General features: G+C 58.7%; 13 protein-coding genes and 1 tRNA gene. 4 read left to right on the top strand and 10 right to left on the bottom strand.

From position 1 onward, the window contains the following. Positions 1–147: 147 nt before the first annotated feature. On the bottom strand, positions 148–600 hold the full coding sequence (locus PSJ8397_RS02215) for an iron-sulfur cluster assembly scaffold protein (protein WP_085862917.1): 453 nt from the start codon (positions 598–600) through the stop codon (positions 148–150). Between the two features lie 69 nt (positions 601–669). On the opposite strand from PSJ8397_RS02215, the gene hisI reads away from it, so the two are divergent. Further along, positions 670–1035, top strand: coding sequence for a phosphoribosyl-AMP cyclohydrolase (gene hisI, locus PSJ8397_RS02210; RefSeq protein ID WP_085862916.1), 366 nt, complete (start codon positions 670–672; stop codon positions 1033–1035). A 29-nt stretch (positions 1036–1064) separates the two neighbouring features. Here hisI and gluQRS read toward each other — a convergent pair whose 3' ends face one another. The 7 genes from gluQRS to rocF form a co-directional block, all read right to left on the bottom strand. Then, positions 1065–1970 carry a tRNA glutamyl-Q(34) synthetase GluQRS gene (gene gluQRS / locus PSJ8397_RS02205; RefSeq protein ID WP_085862915.1) on the bottom strand — a complete coding sequence of 302 codons (906 nt, stop codon included), beginning with the start codon at positions 1968–1970 and terminating at the stop codon, positions 1065–1067. Further along, complete coding sequence (locus PSJ8397_RS02200) at positions 1967–2596, bottom strand: class I SAM-dependent DNA methyltransferase (RefSeq protein WP_085862914.1); 630 nt, start codon at positions 2594–2596, stop codon at positions 1967–1969. The genes gluQRS and PSJ8397_RS02200 overlap by 4 nt, the downstream gene beginning before the upstream one ends. Before the next feature lie 22 nt (positions 2597–2618). Continuing rightward, positions 2619–3974 (bottom strand): methylenetetrahydrofolate--tRNA-(uracil(54)-C(5))-methyltransferase (FADH(2)-oxidizing) TrmFO, encoded by a 1356-nt coding sequence (trmFO, locus tag PSJ8397_RS02195; protein ID WP_085862913.1) that lies wholly within the window; start codon positions 3972–3974, stop codon positions 2619–2621. Between the two features lie 151 nt (positions 3975–4125). Continuing rightward, entirely contained in the window at positions 4126–4962 is an 837-nt protein-coding gene (locus PSJ8397_RS02190) for a hypothetical protein (protein WP_143515322.1), read from the bottom strand. A 195-nt stretch (positions 4963–5157) separates the two neighbouring features. Further along, the gene (gyrA, locus tag PSJ8397_RS02185; protein WP_085862911.1) at positions 5158–7905 is read right to left on the bottom strand and encodes a DNA gyrase subunit A; all 2748 of its coding nucleotides are present in this window, start codon (positions 7903–7905) and stop codon (positions 5158–5160) included. Between the two features lie 263 nt (positions 7906–8168). After that, the gene (locus PSJ8397_RS02180) at positions 8169–9212 is read right to left on the bottom strand and encodes an ornithine cyclodeaminase (protein WP_085862910.1); all 1044 of its coding nucleotides are present in this window, start codon (positions 9210–9212) and stop codon (positions 8169–8171) included. Positions 9213–9231: 19 nt separating this feature from the next. Further along, a complete protein-coding gene (gene rocF, locus PSJ8397_RS02175) occupies positions 9232–10155 on the bottom strand; it encodes an arginase (protein WP_085862909.1) in 924 nt (307 codons plus the stop codon). A gap of 104 nt (positions 10156–10259) precedes the next feature. Here rocF and PSJ8397_RS02170 point away from each other — a divergent pair, with 104 nt between their 5' ends. Beyond that, positions 10260–10688 (top strand): Lrp/AsnC family transcriptional regulator, encoded by a 429-nt coding sequence (locus PSJ8397_RS02170; protein ID WP_085862908.1) that lies wholly within the window; start codon positions 10260–10262, stop codon positions 10686–10688. A gap of 62 nt (positions 10689–10750) precedes the next feature. Here the strand turns inward: PSJ8397_RS02170 and PSJ8397_RS02165 are convergent, their stop codons facing one another. Together PSJ8397_RS02165 and PSJ8397_RS02160 are read right to left on the bottom strand one after the other, a co-directional pair. Then, on the bottom strand, positions 10751–11212 hold the full coding sequence (locus tag PSJ8397_RS02165) for a disulfide bond formation protein B (protein ID WP_085862907.1): 462 nt from the start codon (positions 11210–11212) through the stop codon (positions 10751–10753). Continuing rightward, complete coding sequence (locus tag PSJ8397_RS02160; protein WP_085862906.1) at positions 11209–11787, bottom strand: YqaA family protein; 579 nt, start codon at positions 11785–11787, stop codon at positions 11209–11211. The genes PSJ8397_RS02165 and PSJ8397_RS02160 overlap by 4 nt, the downstream gene beginning before the upstream one ends. Before the next feature lie 210 nt (positions 11788–11997). On the opposite strand from PSJ8397_RS02160, the gene PSJ8397_RS02155 reads away from it, so the two are divergent. After that, positions 11998–12083: transfer RNA gene (locus PSJ8397_RS02155), tRNA-Leu, on the top strand. A gap of 659 nt (positions 12084–12742) precedes the next feature. Then, positions 12743–19948: an Ig-like domain-containing protein gene (locus tag PSJ8397_RS02150; RefSeq protein WP_085862905.1), complete on the top strand. Its 7206-nt coding sequence runs from the start codon at positions 12743–12745 to the stop codon at positions 19946–19948. Positions 19949–20190: the final 242 nt, after the last annotated feature.

The following is a 20190-nucleotide window of genomic DNA, read 5'->3' as shown; positions in this document are numbered from 1 at the left end:
TTTGATCTGTTTTTGTCCGACACTGCCTGTCTTGACCTGAACCGGGATCCTGCCTTTCCCGACATTTCACCGGTCCCAACACGAAACGCTTATCTGCCGCCGCTTTCCACTGTCCCGGAAAGCGGCGGTTTTTTCTTGTCTGACGCCTTAGGCGGAGTGCTTCTTGCGGGCCTCGGCCAAAGCGTCGAGGGTGGCATCAAGGGCGAGCATGATGGACGCATGACGGTTTTTGTATCCGGACGCGGGGCCCAGTACTTCCAACCCATCAAACGGCGTATCGGGGGCAGGGCCGTCTGCGGTCAGCATGGCGTGCAGTTGGTCGCGGGCGGTCTGCACCTCTCCTTCGGTGCGCCCGATGATGTTGTGGCCCACCACCGCCGCAGCCGCCTGACCCAAAGCGCAGGCCTTCACATCTTGCCCGTACCCCGTGATCGCCCCCTGCGACAGCGTGATGTCCACAGTCACGGTGGAACCACACAACGGAGACCGCCGTTTTGCCGTCGCATCTGGCGCGTCCAGACGGGTGCGGTGCGGAATATCCGAGGCCAGCCCCAGAATGCGGGTGGAATAGAGTTTGATCAGATCTGCGTCCGTGCTCATCTCGTTGCCTTTGCGTCGCTCGGGTCATAGATAGGCGTTTCGATCCAAAGTGCCAAAGGAAAAGCAGTCATGACGTTCGATCCCGCTAGCCTGAAATATGATGCGAACGGCCTGATCCCGTGCATTGCACAGCAAGAGGGCACGGGTGAGGTGTTGATGATGGCGTGGATGAACGCCGAGGCTGTGGCCAAGACGCTGGACACCAAACGCGTCACCTATTGGTCGCGGTCCCGTCAGGCGTTCTGGATCAAGGGCGACACGTCCGGACACATACAGGACTTGATTGATTTGCGTGTGGATTGTGACCGCGATTGTTTGTTGGCGATTGTGGATCAGACAGGGGCGGCCTGCCACACAAACCGACGGGTGTGTTTTTATACTTCGGTCATTTCGGGCGATGAGGTGGAGTTGATGTCGCCGATGTCGGACACCTGACGCGAGGCGGGGCCTAAAATTCCGGAATTTTAGGGCCTCCGGCGGGATTTTTTGGGGTCAGATGAAAGGGGCAGGCCGACCATCTGCCTGATGTCTGCAGGGGAAAGCCCCTCAGCTCGGTAGGTGCGCAGGGCGCGTGCGTCATCGCGTTTGGCCAACCGTTTGCCTGCGTCGTCCCGAATGAGGGTGTGGTGATGATAGATCGGTGTCGGCAGGCCCAAGAGGGACTGCAAGATGATGTGGATCTTGGTTGCCTCGAACAAATCCTGGCCGCGGACCACATGGGTGACGCCTTGTGCCGCGTCATCCAGAACGACGGACAAATGATAGGATGTGCCCATATCGCGTCGTGACAGGACGAAATCGCCGATGGTGTCCTGTGCCTCTCTTCGTGTTACTGTAATCGGGCCGGTTTCGCCCTGAGGGCCTGTGCCGGTTTCTGTGAAAATCAACTGGTCCGGCATTCTGTCCGCAACGTGGTGCATGGCAAGCCGAATGGCAGCGTCGTCGGGCCGGTGACCTGTGCCCCCTGTTTTGTCGTTGTCGCGACAGGTGCCAGGATAGATGGGGCCATCGGGCCCCGCCAGCACCAGCATTCCTTCTTGCGGGGCGGCCAGCGCGGCCATCACATCACGGCGGGTGCAGGTACAGGCGAAGGCGAGGCCATCATTCCACAGGGCGTCAAGGCGCGCCTGGTAGGCCTCCAATCGGTCCGATTGGCGTAGAACGGGTGTGTCCCAGCTCAGGCCGAGCCACTCCAGATCATTGTAGATCTGATCCTCCCATTCGGGCCGCGCGCGGGTTTGATCGATGTCTTCGATCCGCAACAGGAATGTGCCGCCCGCCGCTTGGGCCATATCGTGGGCCAATATCGCGGAATAGGCATGTCCAAGATGCAAGGGGCCAGTGGGTGACGGCGCGAAACGGGTGATCATTTGCGTTTCAGGACGATGACGTCGGATCCGGTAACTTTTTCATTCAGGTGGGGGCCATGTTCGCGGAACTTCAAATCCGCCAACTGTGAGTGAAGAACGTCATCCAAGGCATTGATATAGCTTTGATCCTTTAGGGTCGGGTCATTGAAGCTGAAGGCAATATGCCCGCCGCGCGGCAGCAAACCCACCAGAGTGGCCAACAGGCTGGCCGGTGCCGCGCCCAGAGAGATCACGCCCGTAGCGACAATTGTATCGTATGCACCTTTGGCGATGTCGATGGTGTCTGGATCGCCCAGCCACGTGTTGCGGTAGACCGGGCCGTCGGGGAGGGTTTTCACGTCGGCATGGGCCAGCATCTGAGAGGAAATGTCAGTGCCATCGACCGTTTCAAACCCCGCCTGCCGCAGGGCGACGCCTGACAGACCCGTGCCGCATCCGAAATCAAGAACCGGCGTCGTAACATCAACCTTTAGCCCGCGCAGGGCGGCCGCAACGCGAGAGGGCGTTGCATAGGCCATATCTGTCACATCGCGGTCGTAAGTGTCTGCCCAATCGGCATAGATCTTTTTGGTGTCATCCACCGAGCGGGGCGACCAGAGAGAAGGCGGCGTGTCTTTGTCTGTCATGGGATCAGCCTAAAGGGCTGGATCAGGCGGCGTCCAGTGACGATTGCGACAGCCAGCCGGTCCAATCTGCCTTGGCGCGGTCGGTGTAGGCCTTGTACCGGTCTTTGCGTCCGCGTCGTCCGCCCTTGAGGCCTTCGACCGGGGGAAAGAGGCCGAAGTTAACATTCATCGGCTGGAACGTCTTGGCCTCGGCTCCGCCGGTGATGTGGGTGACGAGCGCGCCTGTGGCGGTGGTGTGGGGCACGGGCGCAAGGGTGTGTCCTTGCATCTCGGCTGCGGCCAAACGACCGGCCAGAAGGCCCATCGCGGCGCTTTCCACATAGCCCTCGACGCCCGTGATCTGGCCTGCAAAGCGAATATGGGGATGCGATTTCAGGCGCATCTGATCGTCAAGAAGGGTCGGAGAGTTCAGGAATGTATTGCGATGAATCCCGCCAAGCCGAGCAAAGCTTGCGTCCTGCAGCCCAGGAATCTGTTTGAAAACATCTGTTTGTGCGCCGTACTTCATCTTGGTTTGGAAGCCTACGATATTGTAAAGCGTGCCCAATGCATTGTCGCGGCGCAACTGCACGACGGCCCAGGGTTTGACGTCGGGGGCATGGGGGTTGGTGAGGCCCACAGGTTTCATCGGACCATGGCGCAGGGTTTCGCGGCCACGTTCGGCCATCACCTCAATCGGCAGGCAGCCATCGAAATAACCCGCGGTTTCACCTTCCTTGAATTCGGTTTTGTCAGCGGCCAGAAGCGCGTTGATGAACGCGTCATACTGATCTTTGGACATGGGGCAGTTGATGTAGGCGGTGCGTTCCTCCTCAGTCTCACCCTTGTCATAGCGTGACTGCCGCCAAGCTTGGCCCATATCGATGCTTTCTGCGTAAACAATGGGGGCGATGGCGTCGAAAAAGGCCAGCGCCTCGGCGCCGGTGGCGCCTGCGATGGCATCGGCCAGCTTGCCGGATGTGAGAGGCCCTGTGGCGATAATCCAGTTTCCGTCTGTGGGCAGCGTGTCGATTTCTTCGTATGAAATCTGAATGTTAGGGTGCGATGTTAACTTCGCCGTCACGGCTTCTGCAAAAGGATCTCGGTCCACTGCAAGGGCACCACCAGCGGGCAGTTTGTGCGCATCTGCGGTGGTCATGATCACGCCGCCAGCGGCGCGCATTTCCCAGTGCAGAAGACCGACTGCGTTTTGTTCGTCGTCATCGGATCGGAACGAATTGGAACACACCATTTCGGCCAGATTGCCAGTGCGGTGGGCGAAGGTTTCAACCTTTGGGCGCATTTCATGGATGACCACGTTGATGCCCTGTTGGGCGGCCTGCCAAGCTGCCTCTGATCCGGCCATTCCGCCACCGATGATATGGAGTTTTTGTGTCATGACACGCGTTTAGGCGAGGGGTGCGCCGGTGAAAAGGGGCGATTTTGCCACGCCTGACAAACATACAGGGACTACTTGGGTCTCGGCCCGCCGCAAAAGAAAACGCGGCCCCCCGAAGGAAGCCGCGCCAAATTTCTAGCATCGCATTCGTTTAGCGGCGGAAGGCCAGCCCAGTATTGAGCAACGCACCCGCAACACCAAGCGACCGCGCCTGAACTGTTTCGGCACGATCGATCAGCAGCGTCTGGCCACCGGTTTCGAACGTGAACTCAAGACCAAGGGTGTCGACCTCTTCACCATCCAGGTCAAACCGACCGACGGACAGGTCGACCCACATGTTTTCGGACACTTCGTAGCCACCAGAAACCGCAATGAAGTCGACTTCGCCGTCAAAGGTTGCGTAATCGCCGCCTGCACGGAACCCGTTGCCAAAGTCATAGTGTCCGCTGACGCCGAAGATATAGATGTCTTCGTCAACTGTGTATGTGGCGTCCACGGTTGTGCCGCCCATGTCAAAGTCTGCGCCCAAAACAGTGATCGTGTCGTCACCATCCGTTTCGATCAGCGCCGCTACTTCCAACTCATCCGATACGCGGTAGCTGCCGTAGACGGCTGTGAATGTATCAGCGTCGTCTTCATCCACCTGAAAAAAGCTCAAGCCCGCGGTGAATTGGCCAAAGCTGGCTTCGGCACCAAGGGTGTAGATCGTTTCGTCAAAACCTTCGGTGTCAAGGAAATTTGCCCCACCGAAGATGATGATGTCGGGGGATACTTCGTAGCCCGCGCGGAAGGACAACACTGTCACGTCGATGTCACCGTCAAAATCGGTGTACGACAGGCCGCCGTTAAAGACGAAACCGCTGTTTGTGTAGTCAATAGAACCGGCAAGGCCGAAAATGTTGGCGTCTTCGCCAGAAACGGACAGGTTGGTGTAGTTGCCGTCGATGCTGGTGTAGTTCACTTCCTGCGCGGAGGCGAATCCAGCCATTGCGATCACGGGCAATGCAAAAGCAGTTGTTTTCAAAATCATTTTCTAGGTTCCTCAGGTTAAATTCGGTCTTTGTGGGGATTGCGTAGCGTTAACTTATGACATTCACAACGCCCGATTGAGTGGATGGTGTGAGAAAGTTAATGAGCGTCGCATCTATGTGACGCCCATGTTTTTGTGTTCAAAGCAGCGGACTTAATCTTCGCCTGCTTCACCGTCGGTTTCGTCTTCACCTTGATCGGCGATCCACGCCACGCTGACGACTTCTTCGCCCTTGCCGGTGTTGAAGACCCGCACACCACCCGCGGAGCGGGACCGGAAGGAAATTCCATCCACGGGCACGCGAATCGACTGACCCTTTGATGTCGCAAGCATGATCTGGTCATCCATCTCCACCGGGAAGGAGGCCACGATTTGCCCGCCGCGCATGGCCTTGTCCATGGCTGTGACGCCCATGCCGCCACGTCCGCGTACAGGGTAGTCGTGGCTGCTGGACAGTTTGCCCGCGCCACCGGACGTGATGGTGAGGATCAGGTTTTCGGCGGCAGACATTTCGGCGTACCGCTCTTGTGCCAAGGGGCCGTCGGCGTTGCCGTCGTCCTCATCGCCGCCTTCATCCTCGGTCACACCGGCCATGGCGCGACGCATTTTCAGATAGGCGGCCCGTTCGTCGGCCTCCGCGTCGAAGTGGCGGATGACGGACATGGACACGACCTTATCATCGCCCGACAGCTTGATGCCCCGTACGCCTTGGCTGGCGCGGGAATTGAACACCCGCACGTCGGTGCTTGGGAAACGGATCGCACGGCCCGAATTTGTGACCAACATCACATCGTCATCTTCCGAACAGATGCGCGCGTTGATCAGGGTCGTGTCTTCGCCGTCCTCAAACTTCATCGCAATCTTGCCGTTGCGCATGACATTGGTGAAGTCGGACAGCTTGTTGCGGCGCACGCCACCGGCGGAGGTCGCAAAGATGATCTGCAGATCATCCCAGTCCTTTTCATCCCGGTCGACAGGCATGATGGCAGCAATCGATACACCCGTTGGGATCGGCAGGATATTTACGATCGCCTTGCCCTTGGATGTGCGCGACCCCTGCGGCAAACGCCATGTTTTCAGCTTGTAGACCATGCCGTCGGTCGTAAAGAACAACAACTGCGTGTGGGTGTTGGCCACAAACAGCGTGGTCACAACATCATCTTCCTTAAGGCTGCCGCCCGAAATCCCCTTACCGCCACGTTTTTGCGCGCGGAAGTCGGCCAAGGCGGTGCGTTTGATATAGCCACCGGCGGTTACGGTCACGACCATGTCTTCACGTTCAATCAGGTCCTCGTCTTCCATATCGCCGGACCAGTCGACGATTTCGGTGCGACGGGGCACAGCAAACAGATCGCGGGTTTCCTGCAACTCGCTGCGGATGATGTCCATGATCCGCTCGCGTGAGGCGAGGATGGCAAGGTAGTCCTTGATCTTGGCGGCCAGCTCCTCCAGCTCGTCCGTGACTTCCTTGACGCCCAGCTGGGTCAGACGTTGCAGGCGCAATTCCAGGATTGCACGCGCCTGAATTTCGCTGAGGTTATAGGTCCCATCCGGGTTGGCCGTATGGGTTGGGTCGTCAATCAACTTAATGAACGGCAGGATTTCTTCGGCAGGCCAGGCGCGTGTCATCAAGGCCTCACGGGCCGCGGGCGCATCGGCAGAGGCACGGATCGTCGCCACAACCTCGTCCACATTCGACACCGCCACAGCCAAACCGCAAAGCACATGGGACCGGTCACGGGCCTTGCGCAACTCAAACGCCGTCCGGCGGATGACGACATCTTCGCGGAAATCTAGGAACGACGTCAGGAACCGACGCAGGGTCAATGTCTCAGGCCGTCCCCCGTTCAACGCCAGCATGTTGCATCCAAACGACGTCTGCATGGGGGTAAAGCGGAACAATTGGTTCAACACGACCTCAGCCGTAGCATCACGTTTCAACTCCACCACCACGCGGACACCGTTGCGGTCAGATTCGTCTTGGACGTGGGCGATGCCTTCGATCTTTTTGTCCCGCGCCGCCTCAGCGATTTTGTCGATCATCGCGGCTTTGTTCACCTGATAGGGGATCTCTTCGATGATGATCGCCCAACGGTCTTTGCGCAGCTCCTCCACACGGGTCTTTGCGCGGGTGATGACACTGCCACGGCCCTCCAGATAGGCCTTTCTCGCACCGGACCGGCCTAGCATGATGCCTCCCGTGGGAAAATCAGGCCCTGGCACGTAGTCGATCAGGTCCTCAGAGGTCAGATCGGGGTCCTCGATCAAGGCAAGTGTCGCATCGACCACTTCACCCAGATTATGGGGTGGAATGTTGGTGGCCATACCGACAGCGATGCCGCCCGCACCATTGACCAGCATATTGGGGAACCGCGCCGGCAGAACCGTCGGCTCGCGGTCCTTGCCATCGTAATTGTCCTGAAAATCGACGGTATCCTTGTCGATATCGGCCAGCAAATAGGCGGCCGGCTTGTCCATCCGAACTTCGGTATAGCGCATGGCGGCAGGGTTATCGCCGTCCATGGACCCGAAATTGCCCTGACCATCCAGCAGCGGCAACGACATCGAAAAATCCTGCGCCATCCGCACCAAGGCATCATAAATCGCGCTGTCGCCGTGGGGGTGATACTTACCCATCACATCGCCCACCGGACGGGCCGATTTACGGTAGCTTTTGTCGTGACCATTGCCGGTCTCGTGCATCGCATAAAGGATGCGCCGGTGCACAGGCTTCAACCCATCGCGCAGGTCTGGAATGGCGCGGCTGACGATCACCGACATGGCATAGTCCAGATAGGACGTCTTCATCTCCGACGTGATGGAAATCGAAGGTCCCTCATAGGGGGTGCGCTCAGGCGGCGTTTCGCCTTTTGTTTCAGGGGGTTGCGTGTCGTCGCTCATGTGATGTCTCAGCTGTCCCATCGTTTGCGTCTGGGTGACTCGCCCAACCGCTATATTTTGTTGGCCTCAACCTAACAGAGGCAAGGGATAGGGTGCAATGGCAGTGACGCCCCCGTTGTGCATGCCCTTTCGTTTCGCTGTTTCAAAAATATGCAAATCCACGGGGGGCGCCATCCACGATCGTTTGCAGGTTCACGCGTCCAAGCGATCCGCGCGCGCCGCACGGCGCGCGCGGATCGGACAGGCGCAGCCTGTTCGAAATCCTATTTGGCGCGATGTAGCATCCCGTACAAATCTCGCGGATCATCAGGGTCGGCCAGCATGTCCAGATCGTCATAAAACGCGGTGCCGTCGATCAATGTCTTGACCGTGCGCAGGGCAGAAAAATCTTCAATCGCAAAACCTACGCTGTCAAACAACGTGATTTGCTTGTCCGACGTTCGCCCCGTCACGCGGCCTGCGAAGACATCATGCAACTCAATCACAGGGTGGTCATCAGCCAGTGCCTGTATTTCTCCTTCTATCCGCGTCTGGGGCGGATATTCCACAAAGATATCAGACCGGTGCAAGATGTCTTTGTGCAATTCGGTTTTGCCCGGGCAATCCCCGCCAATGGCGTTGATGTGCACGCCGGCACCCACCATGTTGTCGGTCAGGATCGTCGCATATTGCTTGTCTGCGGTGCAGGTGGTGATGATGTCCGCGCCCACGGTCGCCTCTTGCGCGGAGGTGCAGGACACAACCGTCAGGCCGGAGCCTTCCAGATTGCGTGCACATTTCGCGGTCGCAGCAGGGTCGATGTCGTACAAACGTACGGTGTCCACGCCGCAGATCGCTTTGAACGCGCGGCATTGGAATTCAGATTGCGCGCCGTTGCCAATCATCGCCATGGTGCGCGCGCCCTCAGGCGCAAGATGCTTGGCCGCCAGTGCTGACATGGCCGCCGTCCGCAGCGCGGTGAGCAAAGTCATTTCGGACAACAGCACCGGATAGCCGGATTGCACGTCCGCCAGCAGGCCAAAGGCCGTCACGGTTTGCAGCCCTTCGGCGGTGTTTTTTGGGTGGCCGTTGACGTATTTGAACCCGTACATCTCCCCGTCGGACGTGGGCATCAGTTCAATCACACCCACATCCGAATGGGACGCCACGCGTGGGGTCTTGTCAAAAGCGTCCCAGCGCAGAAAATCCGCTTCGATCGCGTCGGCGATGCGGGTGATCATGGTCTCAAGACCCACGTGATGGACCAGACGCATCATGTTGTCGACGGACACAAACGGGACAAGGGCTTTGTCAGAAGGGCTCAGCATATCAGGTTTCCTATCGAATTCAGGCAAAGGGACGGGTGGGGCGGTCAAACACGCGGCGCCCCATAAGAGAGGCCGTCAAATCTACCATCAGTGACGCCGTACGGCCGCGGTCATCAAGAAACGGGTTCAGTTCCACTAGATCCAAGGAGGTCACAAGATCGCTGTCGCAGAGCATCTCCATCACCAGATGGGCCTCCCGCAGGGTCGCGCCACCGGGCACTGTGGTGCCCACTGCTGGTGCGATGTCCGGATCAAGAAAGTCCACATCAAGCGAGACATGCAGCATGCCGTTGGCCGCCCGAACCTTGTCCAGAAATTCAACCAAAGGTGCGCGGATACCGCCTTCGTCAATGGCCCGCATGTCGGCCAGCAACATGTCGGTTTTCGCAAGGGCTGCGTGTTCCGCCGGATCGACAGAACGCAGGCCGATCATGCAGACCTGTTCGGTGGGCACGGGGGTTTGAATGGGCGGGAAAGCGTCAAAGCCGCTTTGTCCGGTGAAATAAGCCGCAGGTGTTCCGTGCAGGTTGCCGCTTGTGGTGGTCAATGGCGTGTGAAAATCGCTGTGGGCGTCCAGCCAGAGAACGAACAGGGGCCGGCCTTCATCGGCGGCATGATCCGCCATCGCTGGAACCGTGCCAAGCGCAAGGGCGTGATCACCGCCCAAAAACAGAGGCATTCCACGTTTGGCCGCGTCCCGTCCGGCGCGGTGCAGGGCCGTTGTCCAACCCACAGTCTGGGGCAGGGCGATCAGGTGGTCATGGTCCGGCAGATCGTTGCGGTCGGCGGTAACATTGCCCAAATCGGTCACGGTATGCCCAAGGTCGACCAAAGTTTCAGCCAACCGCGCGGTGCGATAGGCATCGGGCCCCATGATGCAGCCTTTGCGGTCTTTGCCGCTGTCGACAGGCGCGCCAACGAGGAAGAAGGATTTTGGTGTCATCTGTGAACTCCGTTCGTTTCCGTCAGACTGGAACCCCTTGCGTGTTTTAGAAAGGCGGCGCATTGTGCAAAGTGATTGCAAATTGCGCAAAATGAGGCGTCGAAATGGACGAATTGGATGGAAGGCTGGTGCAAGCGCTGCGGCGCGATGGCCGCGCGTCCGTGTCAGAACTGGCGGTGGACCTGAAGGTCACGCGGGCCACTGTCAAAGCGCGGATGGACCGTCTGCGCAAAAGCGGTGAGATTGCAGGCTTCACAGTGTTGACGCGGTCCGACGTGGCAGATCATGCGGTGCGGGGCTTGATGATGTTGGGGATCGAAGGGCGCGGCACAGAACGGGTGATGCGGGCTTTGGCCGGTATGATCGATGTGCAGGCGGTCCATTCGACCAACGGCACCTGGGATTTGATCATCGAAATCGGGACGGACACATTGGATGCGTTGGATGAATGTCTGTTTCGCATTCGGCGGCTTGATGGTGTGACGCGGTCTGAGACCAGTCTTTTGCTGTCCACCCGCCGCGCCGGGCGCTGAGGGTGGATTTGCATATTTTTGAAACAGCGAAACGGGCAGGGCGCGCGCATCTGGGGCGGGTCTTAGTCCGGACGGCGCGCGGCGATGATCCAGATCAGGGCGAGGGCCAGGGAGATCAGGCCGTTGTAGCTGGCCATGCTGAGCCCAAAAAGAGACCAGACCACATCAGAGCACATGACAATTGGTGCGATGTCGGTGCTCAGAAGGTCAGCGCCATCGACAGCCTCCAAACCGCCGCCTGAGCAACTGCTGGGGCCTTCCCACCATCCTTTTTCAACGCCGGTGTGAAAAAAGCCAAGACCCGCAGTGATGGCCGCAGCCGCGGCGCCCGCCCAGGCCAAAAGGGCGCGGATGCGGGGGGTAGCCAAGGCGATCAGGCCGATGGCGATGGCCACCGCGTGGGGCCAGCGTTGCCACAGACACATCTGACAGGGAGCATAGCCCAAGACCTGAAACAGGAACGCCCCAGCAAGCAGCGCAGCGCTGCCCGAGGCGGCCAAAACGATAAGGGGCAAACGGGTCATAGGTAGCGCACCAGGGCAAAGCCGCCGATCAGCAGCACACAAAACAAGGTAAACATCAGGCCGAGACGTTTTTCAATGAAGTCGCGGATCGGCGCCCCGAACTTATACAGCAGGGTCGCGATGATGAAGAAGCGTAAGGCGCGTGCCAGCACCGAGGTCACAACAAAGGTCGCGAGGGGCATGGCGGTCCACCCCGACATGATCGTGATGACCTTATAGGGAAAGGGTGTGAGGCCCGCGATCAACACCGCCCAGAAGCCCACGCCATTGAAACGCGTGTTGAAGTCTTCCATCGCGTCCGCTTTGCCCAGCGAGGCAAGGATGGGTTCGCCTACACTTTCGAAGGCAAACATGCCGATGGCATAGCCCAACATGCCACCCAGAACCGAAGAAATCGTGGCCACACCCGCAATGATGAAGGCGCGGTGCGGGGCCGCGATGATCATCGGGATCATCAGCAAATCAGGCGGGATGGGAAAGACCGAGCTTTCGATAAAGGCCACAAAGGCCAGTGCCCACAGCGCCCTTGGATGGTCTGCGAGGGAGAGGGTCCAATCGTAAAGACGTCTGATCATTGGTCTGCTCTGTTGTTTTGTCGGTTAGGCCAGAGAGTGCGTGTGGGGTCAAGTCGCAGGGCGGTCGCGGCCGTCAGAATGAGGTCTAAACGCGCATCCGCCGACCATCTTGCGGGTGAACCACACCGCGTGCGATTTGGGGCGTTGACCTTGCCGTGGCGGAGGGCTATTGCAAGCGCATTCCAAGGCGGCCCCATGCTGCTTTCACGTGCCGGTGTGGCGGAATGGTAGACGCAGGGGATTCAAAATCCCCCGATGGTGACATCGTGCCGGTTCGAGTCCGGCCACCGGTACCAAAATTCAATGAATTCGAAGGTTAAAGCGATCACGCCTTGGGGAAGGCGCTGATTTTCGAATCGCAGATTAAATGCGTTTCAGGAACAAAGATGGCTTTGCGCGTTCATTGTTTATGAACCATCCATTGTGACTTTAGGTAATGTGGAAAATTTGCCACAATCTATGGGTGAAAATTGACCCTTGGGCTTGTTCCGAAAATCCGCGCTTGAGTAACATTTCGCAAGTGAAACCGCAGCCTTTTGGTAGCTCGGAAAAGTACTGTTAATCAGTTATTTAGCTTTAATTTTACTGAATATGTCGAAGACTTATCCTAGGGGATCGCCTGAAGCGTGTGTTAGGGGGACGACACGGCATATGCAGACGCTCCACGATGTAAAATCTACAATTTTTCTCTTTTTCGAACATTTGTGGGCATGTATATAGGTCGAGCCTGACTGGGGGGCATTACCGGCTGACTGGGGAAGCCGGCCAGAACAGAAGTGTTTTGGTTAAATGTTGGTGTCTGCGGGATCGGGTCTGAATCTACCCTTCCAAATTGCGGATTAATGTGTGGTCGCTTTGCGGCCCGCACTGTTGCGTTGTCGGGAATTCGGCGGCGTCGGTGTGTGTATTTGTGGTGCTTTGGCAGAGGCGCCCGCTTGAGAAGTAGGAACAGACGATGTCCGATTATAAAATTGACTGGTCAAACACGAATATTGACGGTGCTAACAGCGCCAACGGGCCTGACGGCTCTGTTGGCTTCACGGTCTCCACCCCTGAGAACGTAGATCACGATCAGTGGATGAAAGGGTCCGTTAACGGTGTTGACGGTCTGAAGGCATGGGATGTGGATGATCCGACCAAGGTCACAATCAACTTTAATGAGCCTGTCACAAATGTCTCGTTCGATCTGCTGGACGTCGACAGTGAAGAGCACGTCTTTGATGACCGGATCACAGTCGTCGCAAAGGATATCCACGGTAACATTCTGCCAGTTACCTTCACAGGACTGAACCACACGCAGTTCGCCAACAACGGACAACTTGACGCGACCGACAACCCAATCGAACAGGGTGATGCGGGCTCTGTTGTCGGTGTCACAATTCACGGCGAAGTGGCCTCGCTTGAGATCATCCTCGACAACGGGTCGGGCGCTGCACATTCCGGCACCGTCGGTTTGGGCGACATTCACTTCGATGCCGTGGCAGATGACCCTGCGCTGGATGGCTATGTCGAAGGCACGGACGGCAATGATGTGATCGATGTCAATTATGACGGCGATCCAGATGGCGACCGCATCAACGCGAATGATGCGATTTTGCCAGGCGAACAAGGCCAGGACGACGTTGTGCTGGCAGGGGCCGGTGACGACGTGGTGCGCAGCGGTTCAGGCAATGACGAAGTGTTCGGCGGCTCGGGCAACGACATGCTCTTCTCGGGCGGTGGCGATGATGTCGTCTTCGGCGGCTCTGGCAACGACAAGGTTGAGGCGAGTGCCGGTGACGATGTGGTCTTTGGTGGCTTCGGCAACGATGACATCTGGGGCGGCAAGAACAACGATGTGCTGTCCGGCAGCCTCGGTGCGGATAGCATTGACGGCGGAGATGGCGACGACACCCTCTCGGGGGGCAAAAGCAACGATCAGCTGAACGGTGGCTCCGGCAACGATCTGGTGTTCGGTGGTGCGGGATCGGACTCCATCACGGGCGGAGAGGGCAACGACACGCTGATCGGTGGCAGTCAGTCCTTCCACGGCACGCAGGACTTCAACGACCTGTCCGCAGGCGACCTGATCGAAGGCCAGTTCGTGGCCGATGGCGTGTCCATCACCTCTGCTGATCCGACGACACCTGTTATGGTCTTCGACTCGTCGAACCCCACAGGCGACGACAACGACCTTGCTACGGGCAACCTGGGCAACGTTTTGATCCTGTCCGAAGATCGTGACGCCACGGATCCTGACGACAATGCAAACGGCGGGACCTTCCTGATCAATTTCGAAAATCCAGCCTATGTGTCGTCACTGACACTTTTGGATGTCGAAGCAGGCGCCACGGTGAACTACTACGACTCGCACGGGAACTTCCTGCAGTCTGTAAACGTGACAACGGCCGACAACGGCCAGCATGTTGTGCATTCCAACATTAACTATGTCGGCCAGATCGAAGTCATCCTGAATGGCTCCGGTGCGATCGACAACCTGTCCTACAGCATCAATGAGGATGTCTTCGATGGCGGCGATGTCATTGATGGTGGCGCAGGCGATGATGTCATCGAAGGCAACGACGGCAATGATGTTCTGACCGGCGGCGCGGGCGACGACGAAATCTTCGGTGGCGACGATGCAGACCGGATCTTTGGCGGCGCGGGCGATGTGGTTGACGGGGGCGCAGGCGGCAACGACCACGACATCCTCGATCTGACTGGCGAAGGCCCGTTCGTCCTTGAAGATGTGACGCCTGACAGCAATGGCAACGGCATCAACGGTACGGTCGTATTCGTCGATGGCGACGGCAACCCAACTGGCGAGACCCTGACCTTCACCGAGATCGAAGAGATCCGCGGCGACGAAGTGAACCGTGGCCCTGACGCCAAGGACGACACTGCGACAACGGACGAAGACACGCCCGTTGAGATCACGGTTCTGGGCAACGACAGCGACCCTGAGGGTGACCCGCTGACCGTGACCGAGGCGACATCGCCTGACGGTGATGTTGTCATCAACGACGACGGTACAATCACCTTCACGCCGGACGATGATTTCAACGGCGATACGACAATCACTTACACCATCGATGACGGAAACGGCGGCACTGACACGGCGACAGTGACAGTGACTGTGAACCCGGTAAACGATGCGCCGATCGCTCGAGACGACACGGCTGAAACGGACGAAGATACTCCCGTTGAAATCACGGTTCTGGGCAACGACAGCGACCCAGACGGTGACCCGCTGACCGTGACCGAGGCGACATCGCCTGACGGTGACGTTGTGATCAACGACGACGGCACAATTACCTTCACACCCGACGATGGCTTCAACGGGCCCACGACGATCACCTACACGATCGACGATGGCAATGGTGGCACCGACACAGCGACCGTCGACGTCACTGTCAACGGCGTGAATGACGATCCGATTGTGTGCCCCGACCTCTATTTCGTTACCGAAGACGAAGGCGCGGGTGATGTTGACGGCAACGTCATCACCAATCCATCCGACAACAATGCGGGCCTCGACACCGACCCCGATGGAGACACGCTGACAGTTGTGGCCATCAATGGCGACGACACGTTGGTGGGGTCCTCGGTCGAAGGGTCCAACGGTGGTCTCTTCACGCTGAACCCGGACGGGTCGTTCGATTTCACGGCCAACGGCGAATTCGAAGAATTGGCCCCAGGTGAGACGGCTGATACCGTCATCACGTACACGGTATCCGACGGCAACGGCGGCACTGGTACGGCCACGCTGACCATTACAGTTCAGGGCATCAATGATGCGCCGAACGCCGAAGACAGCGCTTACGTGGTCGATCAGGATGAGGCTTTTGGCGATCTGGACGCCAACGCCATCACGGATGACACAGGCAACGGTGCAGACAGCGACCCTGAGGGGGATGACCTGACGGTTGTGTCTGTGGACGGTGTTGATGGCAATGTTGGTCAGCCTGTTGCCGGGGACAATGGTGGTCAGTTCGTGATCAATGCGGACGGCTCTGTTGACTTCAGCGCGGACGGCGACTTTGACGATCTGGGTGAGGGCGAGACGGCTTCGACGTCTGTGACCTACACGATCGCCGATGAGGACGGTCTGGAAGACACGGCGACGGTGACGTTCACGGTGACCGGATCCAACGACGGCCCTGTTGCGGTCGAGGATACGTTCGATGCAGGCGAAGACGATCCAGCGGCTGAGCTGGGCAACGTCCTGGACAACGACGACGACCCCGACGGCGACGACCTGAGCGTATCCGAGGTGAACGGCGACCCCGCCAACGTGGGCGAACCTGTCCCAGGCGACCAGGGTGGCCTTGTCACAATCAACCCCGACGGCACCATCACCTTCGACCCCAACGGCGACTTCGAGGAGCTGGGCGAGGGCGAGACAGCCACGACCACGGTCACCTACACGGTCACCGACGGCAATGGCGGTGAGGACACCGAAACGGTGACCGTCACCATCACCGGCACCAACGACGCGCCTGTTGCGGTTCTGGACGAAGACGCGACCGATCAGGATACGGCGATTGTTCTGGACAACGTTCTGGGCAACGACGAAGACCCTGAGAATGATCCTCTGACGGTGTCTGAGGTGAACGGTGCGCCTTTGAATGTGGGTGAGCCTGTCGAGGGCGACAACGGCGGTACATTCGTGATCAACGCGGATGGCACGGCGACGTTCAACCCGGATGGCGACTTCGACGATCTGGCCGACGGCGAGACGGAGCAGACCACGGTCACCTACACAATCACCGACGAAGACGGCGCGACCGACACGACGACTGTCACAGTCACGGTCACCGGTGGCAACGACGGCCCTGTAGCTGTGGAAGACACCGGCGAGACGGATCAGGACACGGTTCTTGATCTGGACAACGTGCTGGGCAACGACAGCGATCCGGACGGCGACGACCTGACGGTGGCTGACGTGAACGGCGACCCTGCCAACGTGGGCGAACCTGTGGCGGGCGACAACGGCGGCCTGATCACCATCAACGAAGACGGCACAGCCAGCTTCGACCCCAACGGCGACTTCGACGATCTGGGCGAAGGTGAGACCGCGGAGACCACGGTCACCTACACGGTCACCGACGGCAACGGCGGTGAGGACACGACGACTGTGACAGTCACCGTGACCGGCACCAACGACGCACCAGAGGCGACCAACAACACCTATGTCGTCACGCAGGACGAAGCCTTCGGCGACGAAGACGGCAATGCGATCACCGAAGATACCGGCGATGGCGTGGACAGCGATCCTGAGGGGGATGACCTGACGGTTGTGTCTGTGGACGGTGTTGATGGCAATGTTGGTCAGCCTGTTGCCGGGGACAATGGTGGTCAGTTCGTGATCAATGCGGACGGCTCTGTTGACTTCAGCGCGGACGGCGACTTTGACGATCTGGGTGAGGGCGAGACGGCTTCGACGTCTGTGACCTACACGATCGCGGATGAGGACGGTCTGGAAGACACGGCGACGGTGACCTTCACGGTGACCGGATCCAACGACGGCCCTGTTGCGGTCGAGGATACGTTTGATGCAGGCGAAGACGATCCAGCGGCTGAGCTGGGCAACGTCCTGGACAACGACGACGACCCCGACGGCGACGACCTGACGGTCGCAGCAGTCAACGGCGACCCCGCCAACGTGGGTGAACCTGTCCCAGGCGACCAGGGTGGCCTTGTCACAATCAACCCCGACGGCACCATCACCTTCGACCCCAACGGCGACTTCGAGGAGTTGTCACCAGGTGAGACGTCCGAGACAACTGTGACCTATACGGTCACGGATCCTTCGGGCGAAACGTCGACGACGACTGTTACGATCACTGTAACTGGTGAAAATGACGGGCCGGATGCCACAGACAACGCATACACAGTCACGCTGACCGAAGATGCGGGCGATGTGGATGGCAATGTCATCACGGATGACACCGGAGACGGTGTGGACAGCGACCCAGAGGACGATGATCTGACGGTTGTGGCTGTTGACGGTGATCCGGCCAATGTGGGTGAACCTGTGGCGGGCGACAATGGTGGCCTGTTCACCATCAACCCCGATGGCACAGTCGATTTCGACGCCAATGGTGATTTCGATGACCTTGGTCTGAACGACACCGACACGACGTCTATCACCTACACCATCGTCGATGAGAACGGCGCAGAGGACACGGCCACGGTCACGTTCACTGTCACCGGCATCAACGACGGCACGGTTCAGGGCACCGCGGGTGACGACATCATCAACCCCGACATCCCATATGTGGATGCCGACGGTGATATCGTGGATGCTGGCGACGGCATCTTGCCGGGCGACGAAGGCACAGACAACGACCTGATCCTTGGCTTTGAGGGGGATGACACCATTCAAGCGGGCGAGGGCGATGACGTTGTCTTCGGCGGCGCGGATGATGACAGCATCACCGGCAATGCAGGTGACGACGATCTGTCCGGCGATGAGGGTAATGATATTATCCGCGGCGGCACCGACGACGACACCTTGGCTGGCGGCGACGGCATGGACATGTTGTTCGGCGGCGCAAACGATGACACCCTTGATGGGGGTGACGGCGACGACAAGATCGAAGGCGGCTCCGGCGATGACACGCTCATCGGTGGCTTGGGCAACGACGATCTTTGGGGCGCATCCGGTGACGACAGTGTTGACGGGGGCGAGGGCGATGACACGATCGCAACCGCCGAAGGCAACGATATCGTCGAAGGTGGGGACGGTGATGACATCATCGACACCGCCAACGATGAGCCTCCGTTCGAGAACCCGTTCAGCCCAGAGAACCTGCCGGATGTCGGGTACCCAGGTCTGTATCCTGCGGACACCGATCCCAACGATGACCTCGATACCGTCTTTGGCGGGGCTGGCAACGACAGCATTGTCACCGGTGATGACGATGACACTATCTTTGGTGGATCGGGCGACGACACGATCGACGCCGGCTTTGATGACGACAGCGTCGAAGGTGGCTCGGGCGATGACACGATCATCGGCTCCGAGGGCAACGACGTTATCATCGGCGAAGAGGGCAATGACCTGATCTTCGGCGGTCTGGCCAACGGTCAGGGCGGCTTTGCCAACCTGCCGGACGATCTGGATGGCGACGGCGACAGCAACGACCCAGGCGAAGACCTTGTCACCGACAACAACAACGACACGTTGTTTGGCGGCGCTGGCAACGACACCATCTTCGGTGAAGACGACGACGATACGCTGTTTGGTGGCACCGGTCAGGATACGCTGTTTGGTGGCGTGGACGACGATGTGATCAACGGTGACGAAGGCGAAGACGTCATCACCGGTGGTCAGGGCGCTGACAGCCAGTTCGGTGGTCTGGGCGATGACCTGTTCATCGTCGATGAGCCCGGCGAAGGTGCAGGCGACGTGATCGTCGGGGGCGAAGACCCCGATCTGGACGGCGACGGCGAAAGTGACGATGTGGACGTTCTTGACCTGACAGGGTCCAACGTTGACTTCATCACCTACGTTGATGGCGACCCAGAGGCCGGTACGGTGACGTTCCAAGACGGGTCAACGCTGACCTTCTCGGAAATCGAGAACGTGATCCCATGCTTTACGCCGGGCACCACGATCGCGACACCGAAAGGCGAACGTCTGGTCGAGGAGCTGCGCGAAGGCGACCGCATCATCACCCGCGACAATGGCATCCAAGAGATCCGTTGGGTGGGCCGCAAGGAGATGTCCGGTACGCAACTGGTGCAGAATCCGCACCTCAAGCCGATCCTGATCAAGGCCGGTGCCTTGGGCAACGGTCTGCCTGAACGGGACATGCTGGTCAGCCCGAACCACCGCTGCCTGGTCGCAAGCGAGAAAACACAGCTCTACTTCGAAGAGCGTGAAGTCCTCGCCGCAGCCAAGCATCTGGTGGGCGCGGAAGGCATCCACGAAGTGGACGTGATGGGCACTGCCTATATCCACTTCATGTTCGACCGCCACGAAGTGGTTTTGTCGAACGGGGCCTGGACCGAAAGCTTCCAGCCGGGTGATTACAGCCTCAAAGGCATTGGCAACAGCCAGCGCAATGAAATCTTTGAGCTGTTCCCAGAACTGGCCACCAAGACAGGCCTTGGCAACTATCAGTCCGCGCGTCGCGCCCTGAAGAAGCACGAAGCCCGCCTGTTGGTGAAGTAATATGCAGCTGCCCCCGACTGTGTAAGTGGTCGGGTGTGGTACAAGAGCCGAGGCACCTGAGGTGCCTCGGCTTTTTTAGTCAAAGGCCCGTGTTTCTATTTTGGCGACAATTATGGCACCAAGCTTCCATTGTCGTCGGCAACGGGCCAACATTGCGCAGGTTACCTAATTTTCACTTAATGATTTTGATGCGGCGCTTTTCCCCGTTAAAGATAATGTCGTATTGCATAGGTCCATCGTAC

The organism is Pseudooctadecabacter jejudonensis (assembly GCF_900172275.1).
GTDB classification, from domain to species: domain Bacteria; phylum Pseudomonadota; class Alphaproteobacteria; order Rhodobacterales; family Rhodobacteraceae; genus Octadecabacter; species Octadecabacter jejudonensis.
Note: the sequence above shows the minus strand (reverse complement) of the source record. Positions and strands in the feature narration are given on the sequence as shown.